The sequence below is a fragment of the Candidatus Njordibacter sp. Uisw_039 genome (assembly GCF_047730075.1).
Lineage (GTDB): Bacteria > Pseudomonadota > Gammaproteobacteria > Pseudomonadales > Balneatricaceae > Njordibacter.
On sequence record NZ_CP159831.1, the window covers coordinates 278,419 to 300,565 of the forward strand.

The following is a 22,147-nucleotide window of genomic DNA, read 5'->3' on the forward strand; positions in this document are numbered from 1 at the left end:
ACAAGTAAGGAGCACATCATGACAAACCCAGCTCAACGTCGCTCTACTAGCCTAGCTATTATTTCCACAGGTTTCGTTGTGCTATGGCTTATGGTTGCCGCTGGACCTTTTTTATGGACCCTTTGGGGATCCTTTAAAGTACAGGGAGATTTCTTTTCCAAAGCAGACTGGACCAATGCGCTCTATGGAGTACGCACTATGGTGGAAACGGGCGATTTTTTCACCACTAATGGTTACTACGGTGCTTGGGTAGAACACGGGTTTGGTGAATCTGTCATCAACACCACCATCGTTGTTGTGTCCACTGTGATTATTTCTCTTACCTTAGGCACGCTGGGTGGATACGCCTTAGCCCGATCGGGGTTTAAATACTCCTTCTGGATCCTTATGTTAGCCTTAGTGTTTCGAGCAATGCCACATATTACTTTGGTATCGGGCTACCTGCTGCCATTTTTCGAGTGGAATATTTGGGGTTACTTGCCTACTTCAATTATAGTTTTGGTAGCCATTAACCAACCCTTTACTTTGTGGATGCTGCACTCATTCTTTTTGAATATTCCCAAAGATATGGATGAAAGTGCAATGGTAGATGGCTGTACCCGCTTTCAGGCATTCTGGCACGTTATTATCCCAGTCATGTGGCCTGGGGTGATCACTACTGGCTTGTTTAGCTTTTTACTGGCTTACAACGACTTTGCCGTAACCGCATCTTTATTAAGTCAAGATAACCAAACTATGATACCGAAAATCGCCAGTTTCCTCGGCACTACGCAGGTAGAAGGTAACGTTATGTTTGCAGTAGCCGCCGTAGTGTCAGCGATGATTCCATTATTTATTTTGGTAATGTTCTTCCAGCGTCAAATAGTCTCTGGTTTAACTGCCGGTGCAGTGAAAGGGTAATCTATTCAGTATGAAAAATGATATTCAGGCAGCAAAGGCTGTAGTATTCGATTTTTACAAGCGTTTAGATAGTGCTACCCCAGAAGTATTGGGTGACGTGGTGGAGGACCACACAACTGACAATTACCTCTGGCGCGGTTACCATCCATTCCATGAGCAAACCTCTGCAACTCAAGTAGCTCATTTATTCTGGCAGCCACTGCGGAACTCGCTAAAACATCTGCAGCGCCGCCAAGACATTTTTATGGCTGGGCGCAACGAAATGGATGATTTTTCATCTATTTGGGTGGTGTCCATGGGGCACCTCATGGGCTTGTTCGATGAGCCGTGGTTGGGCATCAGACCTACGGGAAAAATTGCCATGCTCAGGTACTGTGAATTCAACAAGGTTGAAAACGGCAAAATATCTGAAACAGCCATGTTTTTTGATATTCCACACTTGATGGTGCAAGCAGGTTTGCAGCCATTCCCACCGCAGACCGCTGCGCAGCTTGTACAGCCTGGCCCCATGTCTCACAACGGATTAATGTTTAATGAGCAGGAACCTACTCAGGGTGAAACAACCTTAGCTGCCATCAATCACATGATCATTGCTCTGGGTGACTGGGATCACGAACTCTCCCTGGAAGATGAACTGCGCTTGAGCTGGCACGAAGACATGACTTGGTGGGGCCCTACGGGTATAGGCGCCACTTACACCATTCCACGCTATGCCCAGCAGCATTCTGGACCCTTTAGAGCTGCATTTAAAGACCGCGCGTTTAATGGTCATGTTTGTCGTATGGCTGAAGGTGAGTTCGGAGGTTTTTTTGGTTGGCCAAATTTAACCTTAGAACCTTTAGGAGGTTTTATGGGCATGCCGGCAACAGGTAAGTCAGGTGATATGCGCGTCATTGATATTTATCGTCGGGACGGTGATAAACTGGCCGAAAACTGGGTTTTTATCGATCTGTTACATTTTTGGAAACAACAAGGGGTCGATATTTTAGCCAGGACAACGGGCAGTGACGCGATTGATTTTTACTAGCTGTATTATTGAGGACAATGGCGTAGTGGGGGTTAATATTTGTGGTAAAGGCCTGCTTGACAGGCTGCATGTGTTACAAAGTAGGGTGTCTGGAGCTTAAAGCTACTTCTGTGTCGCACCAAGATAGATGGCATAGGAAGTATTAGGTGATAGTTCAAGGTTAATAAATTAACCTAGTGGTCTGACCACAACAAAGGCATTGATCATGAGTTTAAGCGTATTCGACTTGCTAAAAATTGGCATTGGCCCATCTAGTTCACACACCGTCGGCCCCATGCGGGCTGCTTTAGCCTTTGTTGAGCAGCTTAAGAGCGAAGGTAAATTAACTCAAGTGACGCGAGTGAAAGGTGAATTGTTTGGTTCCCTTGGCGCGACGGGTAAAGGCCATGCCAGTGATATTGCTGTGATTCTCGGTTTGTTGGGTGAAGCGCCTGATACCATCGATCCACCGCAGGTACAGCCAATGTTGGACGAAATTTCGGCCAATGAGCGGCTGCCCCTTAAGCGTGAGCATGATATTGAGTTTATCCAGCACCGTGACATCATCCTTAACTTAGAAGAATCACTGCCTTACCACCCTAATGGCATGACCATGAGCGCTTTCGACGATGTGGGGGATGTGTTGTTAGAGATGTCCTATTACTCCGTAGGTGGTGGATTTATTGTAGATGAAACGGCTGCCAAAGCCGACGAACTACCTATAGACGATGACCAGCCCAAAGTTCCTTACCCATTTACCTCTGGTGTTGAATTACTTGCCCACTGTAAGGCTACGGGTATGAGTATTAGTCAGGTGATGATGGAGAATGAAAAAACTTGGCGCACAGAAGAAGAAGTAAGAAGTAAAATTTTGCACCTATGGCAGGTGATGCAACAATGTGTTCGCAATGGTTGCAACACGGGAGGTGTTTTGCCAGGTGGCCTTAATGTTAAGCGCCGCGCCGCAGACTTGTATAGCAAACTCAGCAGCTTGGGTTCTGTGAAGGTGATTACCCCGCAGTTATCCGCCATGGATTGGGTAAACCTTTATGCTATGGCCGTTAATGAAGAAAACGCTGCTGGTGGTCGTATTGTTACTGCACCCACTAACGGTGCTGCAGGTATTATTCCTGCGGTATTACATTACTACGATAACTTCTATCCATCGGCTGACGATAAAGGTATTGTAAGCTTCGTATTGGCTGCCGCCGCAGTTGGTATCTTATGTAAGCTCAACGCTTCTATTTCAGGAGCAGAAGTGGGTTGTCAGGGTGAGGTGGGTAGTGCGTGCGCAATGGCTGCTGCAGGTTTAGCCGAAGTGATTGGTGGTACCCCTGAGCAAGTGGAAAACGCTGCTGAAATTGGTATGGAGCACAATTTAGGCCTTACCTGTGATCCTATTGCAGGTTTGGTTCAGGTGCCATGTATTGAGCGTAACGCTATGGGTTCGATCAAAGCTATTAACGCGGCCCATATGGCTATGCGAGGTGATGGTGAGCATTTGGTATCATTAGATGACGTGATTAAAACCATGCGTGAAACTGGTGCAGATATGCAGGATAAATACAAAGAAACCTCCCGTGGCGGTCTTGCGGTCAACGTGACCAACTGTTAATTAGACGGAGAAATTAATGTCTACATTGCGCCCAGAAGCGGGTATATTGCCATCCGTTCCTAGCCCTGCTGCCCAGCAAGGTAATTTTGGTGAACGCCTTAGGGCCTTGCGACAAGATCGTCAAATGACCTTGCAACAAGCCAGTAAAGTGACTGGTGTAGCACAATCAACTTTGTCAAAAATGGAAAATAACCAGCTTTCGCCTACATTCAATCTCATGCAAAAGTTGGCTCTTGGTTTAGGTATCGACATGCCTCAATTGTTTGCCCCAGTCAAAGAAGTGCGCATTTCTGGCCGGCGCAGTGTCACCAAAAAACAGCAAGGCCGCGAACACCTAACTGCTACATACGAGCATGAGTTGTTGGCAACAGAGCTAGATTCAAAACGTATGGTGCCTTTTAAAAGCCGTGTCCGTGCTCGCACTTTGGATGAGTTTGGCGGCTGGGTAAGACACGAAGGTGAAGAGCTACTGCTTGTGCTAGATGGAGACGTGCTGGTGTATACTGAAGAGTATGAGCCTTTAGCCCTTAGCGAAGGGGATAGTACCTATTTTGACAGCACCATGGGCCATGCAGTGGTATCCACTAGCAAAGACGATGCGCTAGTGCTTTGGGTGTGTGTGGCACTCTGACCCCTAAAACGTCCTTTCACAAGGCTAAATAATGAAACAAGTGGTATTGGCAAGCGGCAACGCCGGTAAGTTAAAAGAATTCGGCCAGCGTTTAGCGCCATTGGGTATTGAGTTAGTCCCACAAAACCAGTTTGTTACCGAAGAAGTGGAAGAAACAGGTCTTAGTTTTGTCGAAAACGCCATTATTAAAGCGCGTCATGCTGCCGCCGCATCAGGAATGCCTTCTTTAGCCGATGATTCAGGCTTGGAAGTAGACGCGTTAGGCGGTGCCCCCGGCATTTATTCGGCTCGTTACGCAGGCTCCACATTAAACGGCCAAGCCAAAGACGCCGCTAATAGTGCTCAACTTATTGCTGACCTTGAACACATTCCAATGAGCCAGCGCACTGCTCGATTTCAATGTGTGTTGGTGTACATGCGCCATGCCACTGATCCTACACCGCTCATTTGCCAGGCGGCGTGGGAAGGTTTGATTATGGATGGTGTGCAGGGCGAACATGGTTTTGGTTATGACCCTATTTTTCAAGTACTAGAAAAGGGCTGCCGTGCTGCACAGCTAACACCTACACAGAAGATTGCCATCAGCCACCGTGGAAAAGCCTTGGCGAAATTGCAAAGAGCATTAGCTGAAGCTTGATGCCGTCACCTATTAATCAGCTACTATTGCCTCCACTAAGCCTCTATATCCACATTCCGTGGTGTGTACGTAAGTGCCCTTATTGTGACTTTAACTCTCATGCTACCCAAGGTGGGGAAGCCATTCCTGAAAGCAGTTATATAACAGCCTTACTAGCCGATTTAAGCAAAGAGCTGGCCACTGTCAGCGGCCGCACCTTGCATAGTATTTTTATTGGCGGCGGTACTCCTAGCTTAATGAGTGCTGCGGGTATTGGTGAAATTCTCAGTTTCGTTAAAGCCAATATTAAATGCAAAAGAAATATGGAGGTTACATTAGAGGCGAATCCTGGGACTTTTGAGCAAGCTAAATTTGCAGGCTTTCTTGAACAGGGTATTAATCGCTTGTCTATTGGCGTACAGAGTTTTGATGATGAGTGTTTACAGGTCTTAGGGCGTATACACAGTGCCACACAAGCTAAGTTAGCTATCGATAAAGCTCAGTCATTAGGCTTTAACCGTATTAATTTAGATTTGATGCATGGCTTGCCAGGGCAGACCCTGGAAAAGGGTTTAGCTGACTTACAGCAAGCTTTGGAGTTTGATACTGATCACCTGTCCTGGTATCAGCTCACTATTGAACCTAATACTGAATTTCACAGCCGGCCGCCTAATTTGCCCGATGAAGATATTCTTGTTGATATCCAAGATCAAGGCCAAGCCTTGATCAAAGAAGCTGGGTTAAAGCAGTACGAAATTTCGGCTTACTCCAAACAAGGCAGTCAAGCTCAGCATAATCTTAACTATTGGCATTTTGGTGATTATATTGGTGTAGGGGCAGGAGCCCATGGCAAAGTTAGCAGTTGGAATGATGGTACATTGGTCATAGAGCGTAGGGTGAAGTTACGCCAACCGAAGGCCTATATGGCAGCAATATATCCACTGGCTTCAAACCATTGTGTTGCGCCAGAAGAGCTAAAGCTGGAGTTCTTTATGAATGTCCTGCGCCTTCAGAAAGGCGTAACTACAGCGAGCTACCTAGCCACTACTGGACAATCTTTGGCTCAAGTGGAAACTGCTATTGCTTCTGCAAGGCAGGCAGGGCTGATGATGCCAGATCGGCTTCAAGCCAGCCCTTTAGGGTGGCGCTTTCTAAATGACCTGTTAAGTTATTTTGACTAGATTACTTTTCTAAATAAAACGTCTGACTAAATTTTAACGGGATTGCCTCGACGTTCAAATCTGGCTGTATCTTTAATTCAAAACGCCACATTTCTTCTTCGGTGAAACGTAATTGTGCGATGTAGTAAATGGCGTTCTGTTCCTTAATTTGTTGAAAATCTAACGGCAATCTTTGCCCAATAATATTAGTTCGGGTGCCTGTAACCATGGCTGGTAGAGGATTTTTTGTGGCCTTATCGATCACTGATATATTTAATAAAGCACGGTTTCTGGCGCGAGTGAAGCCATAACTTTGGGCCACATCAGGGGTCACCATCATGGTGTTGAAGGCATTGTAATGGATGTCGTACTTTTGGCTATGGATGGCCTGTTCTGCATAGCTGGGCAGTGCCAATGAAAGTGCCAATGAAACTAGTAATAAACAATAGATAAAGCTAAGGTAACGTGTAAGGTTCATGATATGTTGGCTTCTTTAGACCTATTACATAGGGTATTTAATGAGCCTCTAATTGTGCGTGATCCGTTCCAAAAAGTAAAAGCTAAATCAAGAGCAGTGAAAATGGGTAATATCTTAATTACTGGAGCCAGCCGAGGGATTGGAGCAGCAACGGCACAGGTTTTAGCGGCTAAAGGCCATAGCAGCGCAGGTGGACGTTTCTCAAGAACAACAGGTGGTTGATTTATTTAACACCATTGATGCACGTCTAGGCTCTTTAACTGGGTTAGTTAACAATGCAGGTATTTTGCTACCGCAAATGTCGGTGGAGCAGATGGACGCTGAGCGCATTAATCGTTTACTTACTACCAATGTTACAAGCTATTTTTTGTGCTGGAGAGAGGCCATTAAACGCATGGCATTAAAGCATGGAGGACGAGGTGGCGCTATCGTCAATGTATCTTCTGCGGATTTTACGCCAGTTTAACGGACAGGCTAGTTGAGTAAAATGCCATACTTTTCACACGATTAAGCTGATGCTCAAACTAGAGCACTGTTAAGCTCACATCCCTAGTAGTCTCCATGCATCCAATATGAGACACTATTATGCAAAGGTCTTTCTAAGTCTATTAAGGGTGTTGATTCATCATGACAAATGCAGGTGTGTTTTTAGTACAAACGGTTTTTGGGTTGTACCTAATGATGGTAATCATCCGTTTTATGTTGCAGTTGGCTAAGGCCGATTTCTACAATCCTTTAGCTCAAGCGGTGGTGAAATTAACTCAACCGTTTGTTTCAATCTTGCAAAAGGTAATGCCGCGTACAGGGCGCTTCAGTTTAGCTACTGTTGTGTTAGCATTTTTAGTGCAGTTGTTATTGATTGTGGTGGTGTTGTTAATTGCTGGCTTTGGTCTGCCCAATCCGGTCAGTTTGGCCATATGGAGCCTAATAGGTTTGGCATCTCAAGTGCTCGACTTGTTATTCTTTGCGATACTTGCAAGCATTGTTTTGAGTTGGCTGGCCCCTCAAACTAAACATCCGGGCGCCTATTTGCTACATCAGCTTACAGAGCCAGTTATGGCGCCAGCACGGCGTATGTTGCCTAATCTGGGTGGTTTAGATTTTTCGCCTATTCTGGTATTTATTATGATTAATTTAGTAGACATGCTGGTGATTCAGAATTTAGCTTCGAATTTCAGTATGCCCCGTGGTTTGGTTTTGGGGTTATAGTGATGACCAAGGATCAAACTACAAGCGCATTTAATTTTGAAGCTTCTTTGGCTGAGTTAGAAAGCTTAGTAAAGCAAATGGAACAGGGTGACTTAACCTTAGAAGACTCTCTTGCTGCCTTTGAACGTGGTATTACATTGACCCGTGGCTGCCAAACAGCGTTAGCGCAAGCGGAACAAAAGGTAAATGTATTGATGCAAGATGCTCAAGGCCGGGTTGTTGAACAGCCCTTTAGTAAGGAGTCTTAGGTTTGGACTTTGATTCATTAGAAGGCTTTCTTAGCCATTCTCAAATTAGGGTAGAGCAGTATCTAAATACGGCCATTGGTCAGCGCCGTGCCAGCGGAGTTTTGTCTCAAGCTATGGCCTATAGTGCCGTCCAAGGCGGTAAGCGAGTGAGGGCAGCTCTGATGTATGGCGCCGCCCGTGCTTGTGGTGTTGACCATGCCGCATTAGACCCGCTGGCAGCTGCCGTTGAATCAATGCATGCCTATTCTTTGATTCACGATGACCTGCCAGCTATGGATGATGATGCCTTACGCCGCGGTCAACCCAGCTGTCACGTTGCCTTTGATGAAGCCACTGCCGTTCTAGCAGGTGACGCCTTGCAAGCTTTGGCTTTTGAGTTTCTGGCTAGTGCACAAGGCCCGAAAATAAGTGCCGAGCAATGTTTGGCTATGGTGGCCTGTTTGGCCCAAGCTTCCGGTGCTAAAGGTATGGTGGCTGGACAAATGTTGGATATGGCAGCAGCACATGATGCAGTTAATTTAGCACAGTTGGAGCATCTTCATCGTTTAAAAACGGGCGCTTTGATTGTTGCAAGCGTAGAGATTGGCGCTTTGTCACAGAGCCATGTTAGCCCTAAACAAATTGATAATTTACGTGCTTATGCGCAAGCCATTGGTTTAGCCTTCCAGGTGAAAGACGATATTTTGGACATTGAAGGCGATACGGCAACCTTAGGTAAAGCCCAAGGTTCAGATTTAATCAATGACAAATCTACCTACCCGGCATTGCTGGGTATGACTGCTGCTAAAGCACGGTTGATGGAGCTACATCAACAGGCTAAAGACGCCGTTGCAGGATTTGGTGCTGCAGCAGAGCCTTTGGTTTGGCTGGCAGACTTTATTGTCAACCGTAAGCACTAGTAACATGTTCCCAGTTATCCTAAAAATTCCACGGCAAATGCCGACCACCCTTTTGTTTGATCAGGTGGATGGTGTGGTCGATTTGCGTAAGCTAAAGCTAGAGCAATTGCCTCAATTAGCTTATGAATTACGCTTGGCGTTGTTATACAGCGTGGGTCAAACTGGAGGTCATTTGGGTGCCGGGTTAGGGGTGATAGAACTCACCATTGCCTTGCATTATTTGCTTGATACGCCGAACGACCGGTTGATCTGGGATGTGGGCCACCAAGCCTATCCACATAAGATGCTGACTGGGCGCAAGCAAGCCATGTTAAGCATGCGGCAGGCCGGTGGTTTAGCACCATTCCCCAAACGAGAAGAAAGCCCATTTGATGCTTTTGGTGTGGGCCATGCCAGTACCTCTATTAGTGCTTTATTAGGTATGGTGTTGGCAAGCAATAATCCTCTGGCCCGCCATGTGGCGGTGATTGGAGATGGAGCCCTTACGGCGGGCATGGCCTTTGAAGCGTTAAATCACATGGCCCATTGCCAAGCCAATGCGCTCATTATCGTCAACGATAATGATATGGCGATTGATGAAAATCTGGGTGGTTTGGCGACCTTTTTGGATGATCACCATGGCTACGGTGGGCCATCCCAGTGGTTTACGGCGTTAGGCTTTACCTACCGAGGCCCTGTGGACGGTCATGATTTGCCACAATTAATGTTAGCGGTTAGTGAATTGGTGAGCCTTCCTGGGCCTAAGCTGTTGCATATCCACACCTTAAAAGGCAAAGGTTATGGCCCAGCTGAGCTTGATCCAGTTGGTTATCATGCGCTCTCAAAAATTGACCCAATTGAAGTTGTGGTCACTAAAAAGGGCCCCACTTATGCTCAAGTGTTTGGCAAGTGGGTTTGCGAAAAGGCACGAACAGATGATCGTTTGATGGCTATTACCCCTGCCATGGTTGGTGGTTCAGGTCTTGAGCCTTTTGCCAAAGAGTTTAGCACCCGTTTGTTTGATGTAGCTATTGCCGAACAGCATGCGCTTACCTTGGCAGCGGGTATGGCGTGTGAAGGAGCTAAACCTGTAGTGGCTATTTATTCTACCTTTTTGCAGCGTGGTTATGATCAACTTATCCATGATATTGCGTTGCAGGATTTGGATCTATTGTTGGCCATTGATCGTGCTGGAGTCGTGGGTGAAGATGGAGCAACCCATACGGGCGCTTATGATCTGGCTTTTTTGCGTTGTTTGCCTAATCTGCTAGTGATGGCGCCTAGTACTGCTACTGAAGCTCGCGCAATGCTAAGTTTTGGTTATGCATATTGTGGACCTGCTGCGGTGCGTTATCCCCGTGGAGAGGCGTTAGAGGGAGCCCCATTGGTAGGCCCCATTGAACTGGGTCGAGGGCAGGTGATTCGCTCTGCAAATAAACCTAATGCTATTGCTATACTGAATTTTGGGACTTTGTTAGACAAGGCAGCAGCCTTGGCAGAGGCTCACGATGCCACCTTGGTAGATATGCGTTTCGTGAAACCATTAGATGAAATTCTACTGCAACAATTACTAGTTCAACATAATGGTTTTGTCACCATAGAAGATCATAGCCGTATCGGTGGCGCAGGTTCTGCTGTGAGTGAGTGGTTGGTGCAGCAAAAAACTCAAGTGAGATTGTTGTGTCTAGGCCACGAAGACAGATCACTGCCTCACGGAAACCGCGAACAGGTGTTGCACAGTACGGGCTTATCTGAGGCTGCAATGACAAGGAAAATTAAGGCTTGGAAAACACGATTATTTGCCGAATAAATGGTCTAGTTTGCTAGCCTTGGTGGCTAGGTAGGCTTTGTTATGGCTGTTTTCCCCCACTTCTAGTGGTTGGCGTTGTTCTACGGTAATGCCAAGATCTGTGAGGGCTTTGATTTTTTTTGGATTGTTGGTCATTAATTGCACGGACTTGATTTGTAGGTAATCAAACATATCTTTGGTCATATCGTAGGTGCGCATGTCCGCATCAAAACCTAAGCGCTCGTTGGCTTCTACAGTGTCCGCTCCTTGGTCTTGTAGATTGTAAGCCTTTATTTTGTTTAATAAACCGATACCACGGCCTTCTTGGCGCAAGTACAAAAGCACACCACGGCCTTCTGTGGAAATGCGTTTTAGGGCTTCTTGTAACTGATAACCACAATCGCAACGCATACTGAACAAGGCATCACCCGTTAAGCACTCCGAGTGCAATCGTGCTAGCACGGCGGTACCATCAGTAAGGTCTCCCATGCTTAGGGCTAGATGCTCTTTGCCAGTTTCGCTATCGGCAAAACCATGCATATCGAAAGTGCCGTAAGGGGTCGGCAGCAATGAGGAGGCAACATGGATAGTAGACACGGAAATTCCTTAAACAACAACGGTGATCAAAATATAGTATCCCCATTAGGTGGGGGCTGCAAACCATATCACAAGTGGCCGGATGGCAAAATACTATGGGGAGTGCTTTCCCCCTTTTAATGGCGTGTCAGGGTATAATAACTGCATATTTTTGAATTAATCAGGAAATCACATGGCGCAGTTTGTGTATACGATGAATCGGGTTGGAAAAGTGGTTCCTCCCAAGCGTGAAATTTTAAAGAACATCTCTTTGTCCTTCTTTCCTGGTGCCAAAATTGGCGTCTTGGGTTTAAATGGTTCTGGTAAATCTAGCTTGTTGCGCATCATGGCTGGGGTCGACAAAGAGTATAATGGTGAGGCGCGTCCACAACCTGGCATCAATGTGGGTTATTTAGAACAAGAGCCACAGTTAGATGACTCCAAAACTGTACGTGAAGTGGTTGAGGAAGCCGTTGCAGAAGCAAAAAATGCCTTAACAGCATTAGACTCTGTATATGCCGCTTATGCAGAACCCGATGCAGATTTTGATGCCTTGGCAGCCGAGCAAGCGAAGCTAGAAGATATCATTCAAGCCAGTGATGCTCACAATCTAGAACGCACCTTAGAAGTGGCGGCAGAAGCCTTGCGTTTGCCTGGCTGGGATGAAAAAGTAGAATATCTGTCTGGTGGTGAACGCCGCCGTGTAGCTTTGTGTCGTTTACTACTGAACAAACCAGATATGTTGTTGCTAGACGAGCCAACGAACCACTTGGATGCTGAGTCTGTGGCTTGGTTAGAGCGCTTCTTGGTAGATTATAACGGCACCGTTGTGGCTATCACCCACGACCGTTACTTCCTTGATAACGCTGCTGGTTGGATTTTGGAGCTAGATCGGGGTCACGGTATCCCTTACGAAGGTAACTACTCGTCTTGGTTAGAGCAAAAAGAAGCGCGTTTGATTCAAGAAGGGCGCCAGCAAGCGTCCCACGAAAAGTCGGTGAAGTCAGAGTTGGATTGGGTACGCAGTAATGCCAAAGGGCGTCAAGCTAAATCTAAAGCTCGTTTAGCGCGTTTTGAAGAATTAAACTCACGTGAATTCCAAGAAAGAAACGAAACTTCTGAAATCTATATTCCACCTGGCCCGCGTTTAGGTGACAAAGTAATTGACGTGAGTGGTGTAAGTAAAGCCTTTGGCGACAAGATGTTAGTGGAAGGTTTGCAATTCAGTATGCCCCAAGGTGCTATTGTTGGTGTTGTAGGTGGTAACGGTGCTGGTAAATCAACCTTGTTCAAGATGCTTACGGGCAGCGAACAGCCAGATTCAGGTAGCATAGAAATAGGTGACACTGTTGAATTAGCCCATGTAGACCAGATGCGTGAGCTAGACGGTACTAAAACTGTGTGGGAAGAATTGTCCGACGGTCTGGACATCATTACCGTGGGCAATTATCAGGTGCCTTCTCGTGCTTATGCTGGGCGTTTTAACTTTAAAGGTAATGATCAGCAGAAGTTTGTGAAAGACTTGTCTGGTGGTGAACGTAACCGGTTACACCTTGCTAAACTGTTAAAGCAAGGTGGCAACGTGTTGCTTCTAGACGAACCAACTAACGACCTAGATGTAGAAACCTTACGTGCCCTAGAAGAGGCTCTGTTAGCGTTTCCTGGCGCTGCCATCGTGATCTCTCACGACCGTTGGTTCCTAGACCGTGTCTGTACCCACACATTGGCCTACGAAGGTGATTCTAAGGTGTCTTTCTTTGAAGGTAACTACTCGGAATATGCCGAAGATTATAGGGCCCGTACAGGCAAGGACCACCAGCCTACGCGAGTGAAGTATAAAAAGCTGGCTTAAAGCAGTTCGTTGCTGCCGTTATGCCCAGATTAGCTGAAATATCTTGGATACTCGGCTTAGCTAAATATGGCTGTCATTAGGCCTTAAATAGCTGAGCTAACTCTTTAGAACGATGGTGGGCCGCCGTCATAGCCTGGCTACAGAGTTGGCTAAAATCACCGTCATTAAAGGTATTTATGGCTTGTTCTGTTGTGCCATTGGGTGAAGTGACGGCAACCCGTAATTGAGCTGGTGTTTGCTGGCTTTGTTGAGCCATCTGGGCAGCCCCTGCGGCTGTTTGAAGTACCAGTTGTTGTGCCACATCATTAGTTAGTCCGAGTTTTTCGGCACCAGCGATCATGGCTTCCATCATTAAGAAGTAATAAGCTGGCCCACTGCCTGAAACAGCTGTAACAGCGTCAATATGGGCTTCGGTTTCCACCCACAAGGCTAAACCTACTGACTGCATGATCGTGCTGGCAGTTTGCTTTTGTGTGGGGGAAACTCTGTCTGTAGCAAATAACCCTGCAGCACCTTGGCCTACCAATGAGGGGGTGTTGGGCATGCAACGCACAATAGGAACTTTTTTCCCCAGCCAAATTTCTATACTGTTGGCTAAAATGCCAGCGGCCACTGAGACAATCAGTTGTCTGGAGACGTCTACTGCAGGTGCAATGCTTTGTACCAAATCTCCCATCATGTGTGGTTTTACGCCTAATACAATGACGTCAGCTTGATGACACAGGGCTAGGTTATCGGTACTGGTATGGATGCCCGTGTCTGCTGCTAACACGTCTAATTTAGATTGGGTGCGGCCACTGGCGGAAATTTTGCTTTGCGGGTACCCCGCTGCAAGCATGCCTTTGAGAATGGCTTGTGCCATGTTGCCGGCACCGATAAATGCAATGTGGGGAGTCTGTGGCATGGTCTTGTCCTAGTTGTTGACGTTATTGTATGTAGTTTTAGGTTGTTATAGCTCAGGGTTAAGGGTGTTGCGGGCACCAAAGATATCCGTGCCAATACGGACTATGGTTGAACCGCAAGCAATGGCGCTAGTCAGATCGCCAGACATGCCCATAGAAAGCTGTTTTATTTGTGGGTAAGCGTGGTTAAGTTGGTCTCTTGCAGCCGCCATTTTATTAAAAGCATGGTGTTGGCTAGACTCGGTTTGACCTGCAGCAGGTATACACATTAAGCCGCATAATAACAAATTAGGTAATTGTGAAACCTGATCCACAAGCTCTTCTAATTGCTTCAGTGGCACGCCATTTTTATTGCTTTCGTTACTAATGTTAACTTGTATGAGCACTTTTAATGGTGGTAGATGAGATGGTCTATGTTGGCTAAGGCGGCGGGCGATTTTATCTCTATCCAAGGTGTGGACCCAATCAAACTGGGCTGCGATACTCTTGGTTTTGTTGCTCTGAATGGCACCGATAAAATGCCACTCAATATCGTCATGGGGGCAGCCTTCAATTTTCTCCAAAGCATCTTGTAGGTAATTTTCTCCAAAGTGGCGCTGGCCATGATTATAGGCCTCGATAACGGCACTCAAAGGTTTGGTTTTGCTGACCGCCAATAACATCACATCATGTGTGAGTCGGCTAGATGCTTGGCAGGCCTCATTAATACGCTGTTGGGTACGGATGAGAGCTTGGGGGATGGTCTGTTGGGTAGCATAAGAGGTCATAAGCAAGCGCAGTAAAATGTCACAAGTAAGCGGTACTTATTATGGTAACAATTCTAGCGTGTGTGTCATAGGGCGCTGTTAAGGGTAAAAATTGAGGGAGACGGACTTAAAGTTAACACAGAGCGACCCAGTCATAGGTCTATGGTGCGAATAGCTTGAGCTTGAGGGTATTAGCCAATATCATGGCCTATTGTTTAGATTTTTAAAATAGCCCACAGCATTTGGATCCATGATGACTTTAGCTCTATCCATTATAGATTTACATAAAAGCTTTAATGAAAACGAAGTGATTAAAGGCATGTCCTTAGAAGCCAATAAAGGCGATGTGATTTCTTTAATTGGTGCCAGCGGCTCGGGTAAAAGTACCTTCTTACGCTGTATTAACTTGTTAGAGACACCCAACAGTGGTGAAGTGCGAGTCAACGGTGAGTTGATGGAAATGAAAACTGACAGTAAGGGTAATCGCCTGCCTGCTGACCAAAAGCAAGTCGATCGCATCCGCACTAAGTTGGGCATGGTATTCCAAAGTTTTAACCTTTGGAGCCATATGACTATTCTAGAAAATATTATGGAAGCACCGGTACACGTTTTAGGCCAAACTAAAACTGAAGCTCATACTAAGGCTATGCAGTTGTTGGAAAAAGTGGGTATTGCCGATAAAGCCCATCAATATCCAGATCACTTGTCTGGCGGTCAACAGCAGCGAGCAGCCATTGCACGCGCATTGGCTATGGACCCAGAAGTAATGTTGTTTGACGAGCCGACATCTGCATTAGACCCTGAATTAGTTGGAGAGGTACTTAAAGTTATGCGTCAGCTGGCCGCAGAAGGCCGCACCATGATTGTAGTTACCCACGAAATGACCTTCGCTCGCGAAGTGTCCTCTAAAGTTATTTTTCTTCATCAAGGCATGATTGAAGAACAAGGCACGCCGGAAGAGGTTTTTCAAAATCCAAAATCAGAACGGTGCCGCCAGTTTTTGGCATCGAGCTATTAAGCCCTAGCTTTTTGGCAAACTATAACCACAATAATTGAACGATGAGGTTCGTATGAGTTTTATATCACCGCTGCCGCTATGTATTTAGTTATGACCTATGCTTTGGTATATTTATTGCTGCGTGGGAAAAGCGTATGAGTGGACACTTGCAAGAACGTGTTGTCATTGATCCCCGCTTATAATCAGTTAGAGCCCTATGACTGGATCATCGTTGGTGGTGGTCTGGTAGGGGCATCAATTGCCTACGGTCTAATTCAAAAACAACCTCAATTACGTATTTTAGTGCTAGACGGCGCGGATACGGATCACCGTGCATCTGTGGGTAATTTTGGTCTCATTTGGGTGCAAGGTAAAGGTCATAACTTCCCCGCATACGCCAATTGGAGTCTACAAGGAGCGGACTTGTGGCCCCAGTTTGCCCGTCAGTTGATCCACGAAAGTCAAATTGATATAGCTTATCAAAGACAAGGTGGTTTAGAGTTTGCTCTAAGCCAACAACATCTTAGTGTCTTAAGTGAAGAAATGGCTGCCATGGCGCACCATACTCAGGGTGGGTTTCAATATACGTTACTTGATCGGGACGCTGCGTTAGCTTTACAGCCAGGCCTTGGTGAATCTGTAGTGGGGGCAGTTTACAGCCCACAAGATGGTCAAGTTAATCCGTTATATCTATTGTCAGCGTTGCATAAGGCAAACCAATTGCACGGTGTGGAATACCAATCCCGTTGTACGGTTGAAAATATCGAGGTATTGACGCAAGGTTTTAATGTTGCAGGCTTTGCGGCTAAACAGATTGTCCTCTGTGCTGGCCTAGATAATCAGCGCTTGGGTAAGCAGCTAGCCATGCACTTGCCTGTGAGCCCCGTTAAAGGTCAAATACTCATTACCGAAAGAGCTGCGGCAGGTACGTTTACATATGCTTCCCCACAGCTGCGTCAAACTGCCGAAGGCACGATTCAGATAGGTGGTTCCCATGAGCACACAGGCCTAGATGACCGCTCGAGCCTTGAAGTGATGCAAGCCATTGCCGACGATGTAGTAGCTTTAATGCCAGAATTAGCACGCTTACAATTAGTTAGGAGTTGGGGTGCGCTACGAGTGATGTCACCTGATGGCGGCCCTATTTACCAGCACTCTGACAAGTACAAAGGGGCCTTTGGCGTGTGTTGCCACAGTGGTGTTACCCTTGCTGCAGCACACGCAGGACCATTGACTAATTGGCTATTAAACACCCTTGATAGAGACCAAAAAATACTTATAGAAGCCATGAACAATGACCGATTCTCTGTTTAGATCCTTGATTAAAGATCCGCCACAGTGCCCCATCGTCGTCAACGGTGTTGAGCACCAGGTGCCAGTTCAGCTTAGTGTAGCTGCGGCTTTGTTATATTTAGGTCACTTGGCCACCCGTCAGCATCCTGTTAGTGGCGAACCAAGGGCGCCATTTTGTCATATGGGAGTGTGCTTTGAATGTCTAGTAAGCATTGATGGGCAGCACAAACAGAGGGCTTGCTTACGTCAAATCACGCCATACATGTGTATTGAGACCCTGATGGCAGGGTTAAACTAATGAACAAGATATATGACTATTTGGTGATTGGTGCAGGGCCAGCGGGTATGTCTGCTGCAATAGAAGCAAGTAAAGCAGGGTTGTGTGTATTAGTGCTGGACCAGGCCGCAAGTGCTGGTGGTCAAATTTACCGTAATTTAGGTCAGGCTGAAAGTAAGCAAGCTAAAGTATTGGGCCCTGACTATGTTTCGGGTAAGCCTTTATTGGCCAGGTTTATGGCTGCTAAATGCGATTACCAACCTCTGGTGCAAGTATGGCATATCGAGGCCCATGAAAAGGGTTTTGTGGTGGCAGTGCTGGTTTCTGGTGAGTCAATAACTTATGTCACTAGTCATCTATTATTAGCTAATGGGGCTATGGAAAGACCTATAGCTATAGCCGGCTGGGATAAGCCTGGGGTTATGACTGTCGGGGCAGGGCAAATTTTACTAAAGTCTTCCGCTTTATTACCTAAACAGGTTGTTTTGGCCGGTTCCGGTCCTTTGCTGCTGCTGTTGGCGCAACAATATCGTGCCGCTGGTGTCACTATTACTGCCTTACTCGACACCACGCCTAAGTCCAACTATTGGTATGCTATACCGTGGCTAATGGCGGGCTTAACCACGCCAACACAGCTGTTTAAAGGCCTTTGGTTAACCTTGGTGCAGCGCATTAAGATACCTTACATTAGTGGAGTGTCTCACATTGAAGTGATAGGCAAAGAGCATGCATCGGGAGTGCGCTACACTGTATCGGGCAAGGTTTATGACATCGCCTGTAACTTGATAATGTTACATCAAGGGCTTATTCCTCAAACCCAAATGGCACAACTGTTAGGGTGTCCTCAGGTGTGGAATGACTTTAAACAGTGTTGGCAGACGCAAGTGGGTGCAGCTGGTCAAACGCCAATCGATGGCCTGCAAGTAGCAGGAGATGCTGGCGCCATTGGGGGTGCCTACTTGGCTCAACTTGAGGGTAGAATTGCAGGCCTTGCTAGAGTAAATAGTGCAGCAGAACTCCGGTCTCGGCGAAACAAGTTAGTTAACCTATGGCTGCGTTTTAGGATCAAACAACTACACTGGGCTCGGGGTTTAATTGATCGTCTATACCAACCAGCAGCGTGGCTTTCGGAACCTTCTGGGGACACCGTTGTTTGTCGCTGTGAACAGGTGAGTGCAGAGGCTATTACGGCCATTGCCAACACAGGGTGTGCCGGTGTAAATCAACTGAAAAGTTTTACTCGTGCAGGTATGGGGGCATGTCAGGGTCGCCAGTGTGGCCTCAATTTAGGCTATTTGGTGGCCCACGCTCAGCAGCGGCCGATGTCAGAGGTAGAGCCTTTGACCGTACGACCTCCTTTAAGTCCTATCTGCTTAGGTCAATTAGCTAGGCGGTCTGAGTTGTAGTCTGTTTTTTTAACCAAACTTTGTGCATGATGTAGCTTTCTCAGGTTAGTTTTTCACTGCCTGCAATACTAATTCCTTGAGCTCTTCTACCGGTATGGGTTTGCGTAATACAGACACACTATGAGGTAAATTGCTTGCAGCTACTTCTGCTTCATCCACGCTCGTTACAACAATTGGTGTGAGGTGATCATATTTGGGGTCATTTTGTAATCGCTCAATTATGGCAAAACCATCGAGCTGCGGCATTTGTAGGTCGGTAATAAGTACTGTTGGTTTGAATTCGCCAATCTTAACAAGGGCATCAATGCCATTTTCTGCAGTTTCTACTTGTAGGCTAGGGAACCAATTATTGATGAGCATTTTATACAATAATAAGGTGTCCTTATTGTCATCTACAATCAGGACTGTAACAGTGCCTTTGGTGCTGGGCCTGCGAATAGGTGTTTGTTTTTCATGTTTTTCATCGAGCAGTTGTTGGATAGAGCCTACACTGATACGGCGGTGGCCGCCGGCTGTTTTCCACGCTTGTAATACACCACTTTCTACCCAAAGTTGAACTGAGCGTACAGAGACGTTAAGTAATGTGGCTGCCTGGCGAGTGGTAAGCTCAGACATTGTGGAGAGGTCGATGCTACTCATGTGCGGTTTTTCATCTAAAATGATAATAGGTCTATTATTATCAAAATTACCATTTTTAAATAGATAAAAAACCCATAAAAAGTGTCAATTTTCGTGGGGTTTTGGTTACATTATGTAACTCGTGAGGCCACCTTTTATGGTTAATTTCACACGTGCCTTGAGTTGCTGGTTGGCTAATGCTTGATTGGTGCCACGGCTCAGTTGGCTAGACGAATTAAGTGTCCAAGGATAGCTGGGATCAATTAAGGTGAGGTTGGCTTCTTCACCTATAGCTAGGCTTGTGGTTTTTCCAAGAGCAATGGTGGCACTATTAGAGCTCAATGCTTGAATAGCCAGTGCCCAGGTAAGATCCTCTGCGGCCACTAGCCCTTGGATGAGTGGGACCAACATATCATAAATCGCCATGCCTGTTGCCGTAGCTGCAAAAGGAGCACATTTGGCAGCAGATTCATGGGGCTGATGAGCGGAACAGATCGCATCTAAGGTGCCATCTTTAATACCAGCGAGTAGGGCTTTACGGTCTGATTCTGCTCTTAAAGGCGGTTGAACATGGTACTGGCTACGATAGCCCTCTATGGCAGTGTCGGTGAAGCAAAGATGGGCAATACCCACATCGGCGGTGATGTTCATTCCTTGTGCCTTTGCCTGACGGATCAGAGCTACGCCCGCCGCACTTGTGAGCTGGTTGAAATGGCCGCTTACGCCAGTATGCTGCATGAATTGTAAATGACGGCTAATAGAAAGGGTTTCAGCAACCACAGGAATACCATCTAAACCCATCCGTGTTGCAGTGGGGCCGGCATGCATGTGGCCATCACCTAATTGCTGGTCTTGCGCCTGCACAAATACCTTTAAACCAAAGGTAGCGGCATATTCATAACAACGCAACAACACGGTGTTGTCACTGATGTCGTAACTTGCATTGCTAAAGCCAATGCAGCCAGCACGAGAAAGCGATTCCATATTACTTAGTTGAGTGCCTTTTAAGTCTTTGGTGAGCGCGGCCACCGGCAGTAAGTCACAAAATCCTGCGGCTGCAACCTTGTTTTTGATCATGCTAATAACGGAACCAGCATCACTGCATGGTTGGGTATCTGGGCTGGGACATAAATGCGTGAAACCAGCACTGGCAGCTGCCTGAGTTTCACTAGCAATGGTGCCCTTTTGTATTTGATTAAGATCCCTTAAGCAGGTGTGAAGGTCTACAAAACTGGGGCTTAAAATCATACCTTTAGCATCAATTTCTGAGGTTGCACGAACACCAGTGAGGTTTCCAATGGCCTGGATATGGCTGTCTTTTATGTGTAAATCTGTGACTTGATCCAATTGTTTGCTGGGGTCAATTAGGCGTGCGCCGCGGATAATTATGCTCATGGGCGTAGCTTCCCTGTTAGGCTGGACGGGGTGTTGGCTTGGGCTTGGCGCTGTTGCATTTGGCCGCTCATGGCCATGGACATCACAGCCATGCGCAGGGCGATACCATAACCCACTTGATTAAGTATCATGGATTGGGGACCATCGGCTACGGCGGACTCAATCTCTATACCGCGATTGATTGGGCCAGGGTGCATTACTATAGCGTCAGGCTTAGCTTGCGCCAAACGTTCCTTAGTGAGTCCGTATAAGCGGAAGTACTCTCCTGCAGATGGTAAGAAGGCAGAGTCCATACGCTCTGTTTGTAATCGCAACATGATAACAACATCAACACCATCGATGCCGCTGTCCATGTTGTTATGTGTGGTTACGCCCATACTATCGATGGCTTGGGGCATAAGGGTATTTGGGCCGACTAAACGGATGTCGCTACAACCTAAGGTTTTAAGGGCATGGATTTGGTCACGGGCAACTCGAGAATGCAAAATGTCACCCACAATTGCCACTGAGAGAGACTCAAAGTAACCCTTATTGCGGCGAATGGTGAGCATATCGAGCATGGCTTGTGTAGGGTGTGCGTGGCGCCCATCGCCGGCGTTAATAATGGCCACATCAGGGGTAACTTGGGAGGCGATAAAGTGCGCGGCGCCAGAATCACCGTGTCGTACCACAAACATATCACTGTGCATGGCACGTAAGTTTTGTAAGGTATCAAGCAGGCTTTCGCCCTTGCTGGTGGCTGAGGTTTTGATGTCTAGGGTAAGCACGTCAGCAGATAAACGCTTGGCGGCCAGTTCAAAAGTACTGCGTGTGCGTGTAGAGTTTTCAAAAAACAAATTTACCACCGTACGACCCCGCAGAAGTGGTACTTTTTTCACCTCCTGATTGCCCACCACAACAAAAGAATCGGCTGTATCTAGGATGCGCTCAAGCATAAGGCGATCTAGCCCTTCTGGGGTCAAAAAGTGGCGCAGTTCACCACTTTTGGTGAGCTGTAAATCAGCTAAGTTACTCATGATTAGCACGCTCGATAATAGATAGTTTTAGAGTCTCTGGGCCATCAAGTTGCAGGTATTGACCCACTTCTAAATCCAATGTAAGTGCACAGGCATCTGCTTGAATGGGTAATTCTCGTTGGTTAACGCTGCATAAGGTAACCAGCTTTATACTGGCGGGGCGGCCGAAGTCAAACAGTTCATTCATTGCCGCACGAACGGTACGGCCTGTCATTAAAACATCATCAACTAACAACAGGTGACGATCATTAATGTTAAACGGTAGTGAAGAGGGGCTTACTTGTGGATGCAGGCCATTTTTAGAGAAATCATCTCGATAAAAGGCGATGTCTAGTTGTCCAAAAGGCGCGTGAAGATGTTCGGCAATTACTTTTGCCAACCATACTCCACCTGTGTGAATACCAATAACGAGGGGTTGGCCTAGTTTTTGCGTAGTAATAAGTTGATCGACTTGATTTAATAAACTGTTAACGAGGGCGGGAGTGTCTGCCAATTCTGGGTGTTGCGGGTGTTGTGTAGCTCCCATTAGGCTTCCTCTT

Annotated in this window: 25 protein-coding genes; 17 read left to right on the plus strand and 8 right to left on the minus strand. The window is 46.6% G+C overall.

Going from position 1 to position 22,147, the window contains the following annotated elements:
- The first annotated feature begins 18 nt into the window (after window positions 1–18).
- The 6 genes from ABXT70_RS01290 to hemW all read left to right on the plus strand — a co-directional run bounded on the left by ABXT70_RS01290 (window position 19) and on the right by hemW (window position 5,949).
- Window positions 19–900 (plus strand): carbohydrate ABC transporter permease, encoded by an 882-nt coding sequence (locus ABXT70_RS01290; RefSeq protein ID WP_443641378.1) that lies wholly within the window; start codon window positions 19–21, stop codon window positions 898–900.
- A 10-nt stretch (window positions 901–910) separates the two neighbouring features.
- Window positions 911–1,927 carry an ester cyclase gene (locus ABXT70_RS01295; protein ID WP_443641379.1) on the plus strand — a complete coding sequence of 339 codons (1,017 nt, stop codon included), beginning with the start codon at window positions 911–913 and terminating at the stop codon, window positions 1,925–1,927.
- Window positions 1,928–2,132: 205 nt separating this feature from the next.
- Window positions 2,133–3,521 (plus strand): L-serine ammonia-lyase, encoded by a 1,389-nt coding sequence (locus tag ABXT70_RS01300; protein WP_443641380.1) that lies wholly within the window; start codon window positions 2,133–2,135, stop codon window positions 3,519–3,521.
- A gap of 16 nt (window positions 3,522–3,537) precedes the next feature.
- On the plus strand, window positions 3,538–4,152 hold the full coding sequence (locus ABXT70_RS01305) for a helix-turn-helix domain-containing protein (RefSeq protein ID WP_443641381.1): 615 nt from the start codon (window positions 3,538–3,540) through the stop codon (window positions 4,150–4,152).
- A 31-nt stretch (window positions 4,153–4,183) separates the two neighbouring features.
- Complete coding sequence (gene rdgB / locus ABXT70_RS01310) at window positions 4,184–4,789, plus strand: RdgB/HAM1 family non-canonical purine NTP pyrophosphatase (RefSeq protein WP_443641382.1); 606 nt, start codon at window positions 4,184–4,186, stop codon at window positions 4,787–4,789.
- Window positions 4,789–5,949, plus strand: a complete 1,161-nt coding sequence (gene hemW / locus ABXT70_RS01315) for a radical SAM family heme chaperone HemW (RefSeq protein WP_443641383.1) — start codon at window positions 4,789–4,791, stop codon at window positions 5,947–5,949. Before rdgB ends, hemW begins: the two co-directional genes overlap by 1 nt.
- A gap of 1 nt (window position 5,950) precedes the next feature.
- Here hemW and ABXT70_RS01320 read toward each other — a convergent pair whose 3' ends face one another.
- Window positions 5,951–6,406, minus strand: coding sequence for a DUF4426 domain-containing protein (locus tag ABXT70_RS01320; RefSeq protein WP_443641384.1), 456 nt, complete (start codon window positions 6,404–6,406; stop codon window positions 5,951–5,953).
- Between the two features lie 3 nt (window positions 6,407–6,409).
- Here ABXT70_RS01320 and ABXT70_RS01325 point away from each other — a divergent pair, with 3 nt between their 5' ends.
- From ABXT70_RS01325 to ABXT70_RS01350, 6 genes are all read left to right on the plus strand, one after another.
- The gene (locus tag ABXT70_RS01325; protein ID WP_443641385.1) at window positions 6,410–6,628 is read left to right on the plus strand and encodes a hypothetical protein; all 219 of its coding nucleotides are present in this window, start codon (window positions 6,410–6,412) and stop codon (window positions 6,626–6,628) included.
- Complete coding sequence (locus ABXT70_RS01330; RefSeq protein ID WP_443641386.1) at window positions 6,597–6,872, plus strand: SDR family NAD(P)-dependent oxidoreductase; 276 nt, start codon at window positions 6,597–6,599, stop codon at window positions 6,870–6,872. The genes ABXT70_RS01325 and ABXT70_RS01330 overlap by 32 nt, the downstream gene beginning before the upstream one ends.
- Window positions 6,873–7,033: 161 nt before the next feature.
- On the plus strand, window positions 7,034–7,615 hold the full coding sequence (locus tag ABXT70_RS01335) for a YggT family protein (RefSeq protein ID WP_443641387.1): 582 nt from the start codon (window positions 7,034–7,036) through the stop codon (window positions 7,613–7,615).
- Window positions 7,616–7,617: 2 nt separating this feature from the next.
- Window positions 7,618–7,863, plus strand: coding sequence for an exodeoxyribonuclease VII small subunit (locus tag ABXT70_RS01340; RefSeq protein ID WP_443641388.1), 246 nt, complete (start codon window positions 7,618–7,620; stop codon window positions 7,861–7,863).
- Between the two features lie 2 nt (window positions 7,864–7,865).
- Complete coding sequence (locus ABXT70_RS01345) at window positions 7,866–8,762, plus strand: polyprenyl synthetase family protein (protein ID WP_443641389.1); 897 nt, start codon at window positions 7,866–7,868, stop codon at window positions 8,760–8,762.
- Between the two features lie 4 nt (window positions 8,763–8,766).
- Complete coding sequence (locus tag ABXT70_RS01350; protein ID WP_443641390.1) at window positions 8,767–10,551, plus strand: 1-deoxy-D-xylulose-5-phosphate synthase; 1,785 nt, start codon at window positions 8,767–8,769, stop codon at window positions 10,549–10,551.
- On the opposite strand, the gene ribA is transcribed toward ABXT70_RS01350, so the two are convergent.
- Complete coding sequence (gene ribA / locus ABXT70_RS01355) at window positions 10,537–11,127, minus strand: GTP cyclohydrolase II (RefSeq protein WP_443641391.1); 591 nt, start codon at window positions 11,125–11,127, stop codon at window positions 10,537–10,539. The two genes, ABXT70_RS01350 and ribA, sit on opposite strands and share 15 nt — an antisense overlap.
- Window positions 11,128–11,299: 172 nt before the next feature.
- Here ribA and ettA point away from each other — a divergent pair, with 172 nt between their 5' ends.
- Window positions 11,300–12,958, plus strand: coding sequence for an energy-dependent translational throttle protein EttA (ettA, locus tag ABXT70_RS01360; protein ID WP_443641392.1), 1,659 nt, complete (start codon window positions 11,300–11,302; stop codon window positions 12,956–12,958).
- Between the two features lie 76 nt (window positions 12,959–13,034).
- On the opposite strand, the gene proC is transcribed toward ettA, so the two are convergent.
- Complete coding sequence (gene proC / locus ABXT70_RS01365; RefSeq protein WP_443641393.1) at window positions 13,035–13,862, minus strand: pyrroline-5-carboxylate reductase; 828 nt, start codon at window positions 13,860–13,862, stop codon at window positions 13,035–13,037.
- 45 nt (window positions 13,863–13,907) lie between these two features.
- Window positions 13,908–14,627, minus strand: coding sequence for a YggS family pyridoxal phosphate-dependent enzyme (locus ABXT70_RS01370; RefSeq protein WP_443641394.1), 720 nt, complete (start codon window positions 14,625–14,627; stop codon window positions 13,908–13,910).
- 229 nt (window positions 14,628–14,856) lie between these two features.
- Between ABXT70_RS01370 and ABXT70_RS01375 the strand changes: the two genes are divergently transcribed.
- From ABXT70_RS01375 to ABXT70_RS01390, 4 genes are all read left to right on the plus strand, one after another.
- Entirely contained in the window at window positions 14,857–15,624 is a 768-nt protein-coding gene (locus ABXT70_RS01375) for an ABC transporter ATP-binding protein (protein WP_443641395.1), read from the plus strand.
- Window positions 15,625–15,780: 156 nt separating this feature from the next.
- On the plus strand, window positions 15,781–16,917 hold the full coding sequence (locus ABXT70_RS01380; protein WP_443641396.1) for an NAD(P)/FAD-dependent oxidoreductase: 1,137 nt from the start codon (window positions 15,781–15,783) through the stop codon (window positions 16,915–16,917).
- A complete protein-coding gene (locus ABXT70_RS01385) occupies window positions 16,898–17,194 on the plus strand; it encodes a (2Fe-2S)-binding protein (protein WP_443641397.1) in 297 nt (98 codons plus the stop codon). Before ABXT70_RS01380 ends, ABXT70_RS01385 begins: the two co-directional genes overlap by 20 nt.
- The gene (locus ABXT70_RS01390; protein ID WP_443641398.1) at window positions 17,194–18,579 is read left to right on the plus strand and encodes an FAD-dependent oxidoreductase; all 1,386 of its coding nucleotides are present in this window, start codon (window positions 17,194–17,196) and stop codon (window positions 18,577–18,579) included. Before ABXT70_RS01385 ends, ABXT70_RS01390 begins: the two co-directional genes overlap by 1 nt.
- 45 nt (window positions 18,580–18,624) lie before the next feature.
- On the opposite strand, the gene ABXT70_RS01395 is transcribed toward ABXT70_RS01390, so the two are convergent.
- From ABXT70_RS01395 to pyrR, 4 genes are all read right to left on the minus strand, one after another.
- A complete protein-coding gene (locus ABXT70_RS01395; protein ID WP_443641399.1) occupies window positions 18,625–19,218 on the minus strand; it encodes a response regulator in 594 nt (197 codons plus the stop codon).
- A 105-nt stretch (window positions 19,219–19,323) separates the two neighbouring features.
- Window positions 19,324–20,592: a dihydroorotase gene (locus ABXT70_RS01400; RefSeq protein WP_443641400.1), complete on the minus strand. Its 1,269-nt coding sequence runs from the start codon at window positions 20,590–20,592 to the stop codon at window positions 19,324–19,326.
- A complete protein-coding gene (locus ABXT70_RS01405; protein WP_443641401.1) occupies window positions 20,589–21,608 on the minus strand; it encodes an aspartate carbamoyltransferase catalytic subunit in 1,020 nt (339 codons plus the stop codon). The genes ABXT70_RS01400 and ABXT70_RS01405 overlap by 4 nt, the downstream gene beginning before the upstream one ends.
- On the minus strand, window positions 21,601–22,134 hold the full coding sequence (gene pyrR / locus ABXT70_RS01410; protein ID WP_443641402.1) for a bifunctional pyr operon transcriptional regulator/uracil phosphoribosyltransferase PyrR: 534 nt from the start codon (window positions 22,132–22,134) through the stop codon (window positions 21,601–21,603). Before pyrR ends, ABXT70_RS01405 begins: the two co-directional genes overlap by 8 nt.
- Window positions 22,135–22,147: the final 13 nt, after the last annotated feature.

Bases quoted from the DNA above. Each gene is read 5' to 3' on its own strand.
- ABXT70_RS01350 (WP_443641390.1), top strand. From the start codon at position 8,767: ATGTTCCCAGTTATCCTAAAAATTCCACGGCAAATGCCGACCACCCTT.
- ABXT70_RS01395 (WP_443641399.1), bottom strand. From the start codon at position 19,218: ATGAGTAGCATCGACCTCTCCACAATGTCTGAGCTTACCACTCGCCAG.
- ABXT70_RS01325 (WP_443641385.1), top strand. From the start codon at position 6,410: ATGTTGGCTTCTTTAGACCTATTACATAGGGTATTTAATGAGCCTCTA.
- ettA (WP_443641392.1), top strand. From the start codon at position 11,300: ATGGCGCAGTTTGTGTATACGATGAATCGGGTTGGAAAAGTGGTTCCT.
- ABXT70_RS01305 (WP_443641381.1), top strand. From the start codon at position 3,538: ATGTCTACATTGCGCCCAGAAGCGGGTATATTGCCATCCGTTCCTAGC.
- ABXT70_RS01340 (WP_443641388.1), top strand. From the start codon at position 7,618: ATGACCAAGGATCAAACTACAAGCGCATTTAATTTTGAAGCTTCTTTG.
- rdgB (WP_443641382.1), top strand. From the start codon at position 4,184: ATGAAACAAGTGGTATTGGCAAGCGGCAACGCCGGTAAGTTAAAAGAA.
- ABXT70_RS01405 (WP_443641401.1), bottom strand. From the start codon at position 21,608: ATGAGTAACTTAGCTGATTTACAGCTCACCAAAAGTGGTGAACTGCGC.
- ABXT70_RS01385 (WP_443641397.1), top strand. From the start codon at position 16,898: ATGACCGATTCTCTGTTTAGATCCTTGATTAAAGATCCGCCACAGTGC.
- hemW (WP_443641383.1), top strand. From the start codon at position 4,789: ATGCCGTCACCTATTAATCAGCTACTATTGCCTCCACTAAGCCTCTAT.
- ABXT70_RS01375 (WP_443641395.1), top strand. From the start codon at position 14,857: ATGATGACTTTAGCTCTATCCATTATAGATTTACATAAAAGCTTTAAT.
- ABXT70_RS01400 (WP_443641400.1), bottom strand. From the start codon at position 20,592: ATGAGCATAATTATCCGCGGCGCACGCCTAATTGACCCCAGCAAACAA.
- ABXT70_RS01335 (WP_443641387.1), top strand. From the start codon at position 7,034: ATGACAAATGCAGGTGTGTTTTTAGTACAAACGGTTTTTGGGTTGTAC.
- proC (WP_443641393.1), bottom strand. From the start codon at position 13,862: ATGCCACAGACTCCCCACATTGCATTTATCGGTGCCGGCAACATGGCA.
- ABXT70_RS01290 (WP_443641378.1), top strand. From the start codon at position 19: ATGACAAACCCAGCTCAACGTCGCTCTACTAGCCTAGCTATTATTTCC.
- ABXT70_RS01295 (WP_443641379.1), top strand. From the start codon at position 911: ATGAAAAATGATATTCAGGCAGCAAAGGCTGTAGTATTCGATTTTTAC.
- ABXT70_RS01320 (WP_443641384.1), bottom strand. From the start codon at position 6,406: ATGAACCTTACACGTTACCTTAGCTTTATCTATTGTTTATTACTAGTT.
- ABXT70_RS01300 (WP_443641380.1), top strand. From the start codon at position 2,133: ATGAGTTTAAGCGTATTCGACTTGCTAAAAATTGGCATTGGCCCATCT.
- ABXT70_RS01390 (WP_443641398.1), top strand. From the start codon at position 17,194: ATGAACAAGATATATGACTATTTGGTGATTGGTGCAGGGCCAGCGGGT.
- ABXT70_RS01370 (WP_443641394.1), bottom strand. From the start codon at position 14,627: ATGACCTCTTATGCTACCCAACAGACCATCCCCCAAGCTCTCATCCGT.
- pyrR (WP_443641402.1), bottom strand. From the start codon at position 22,134: ATGGGAGCTACACAACACCCGCAACACCCAGAATTGGCAGACACTCCC.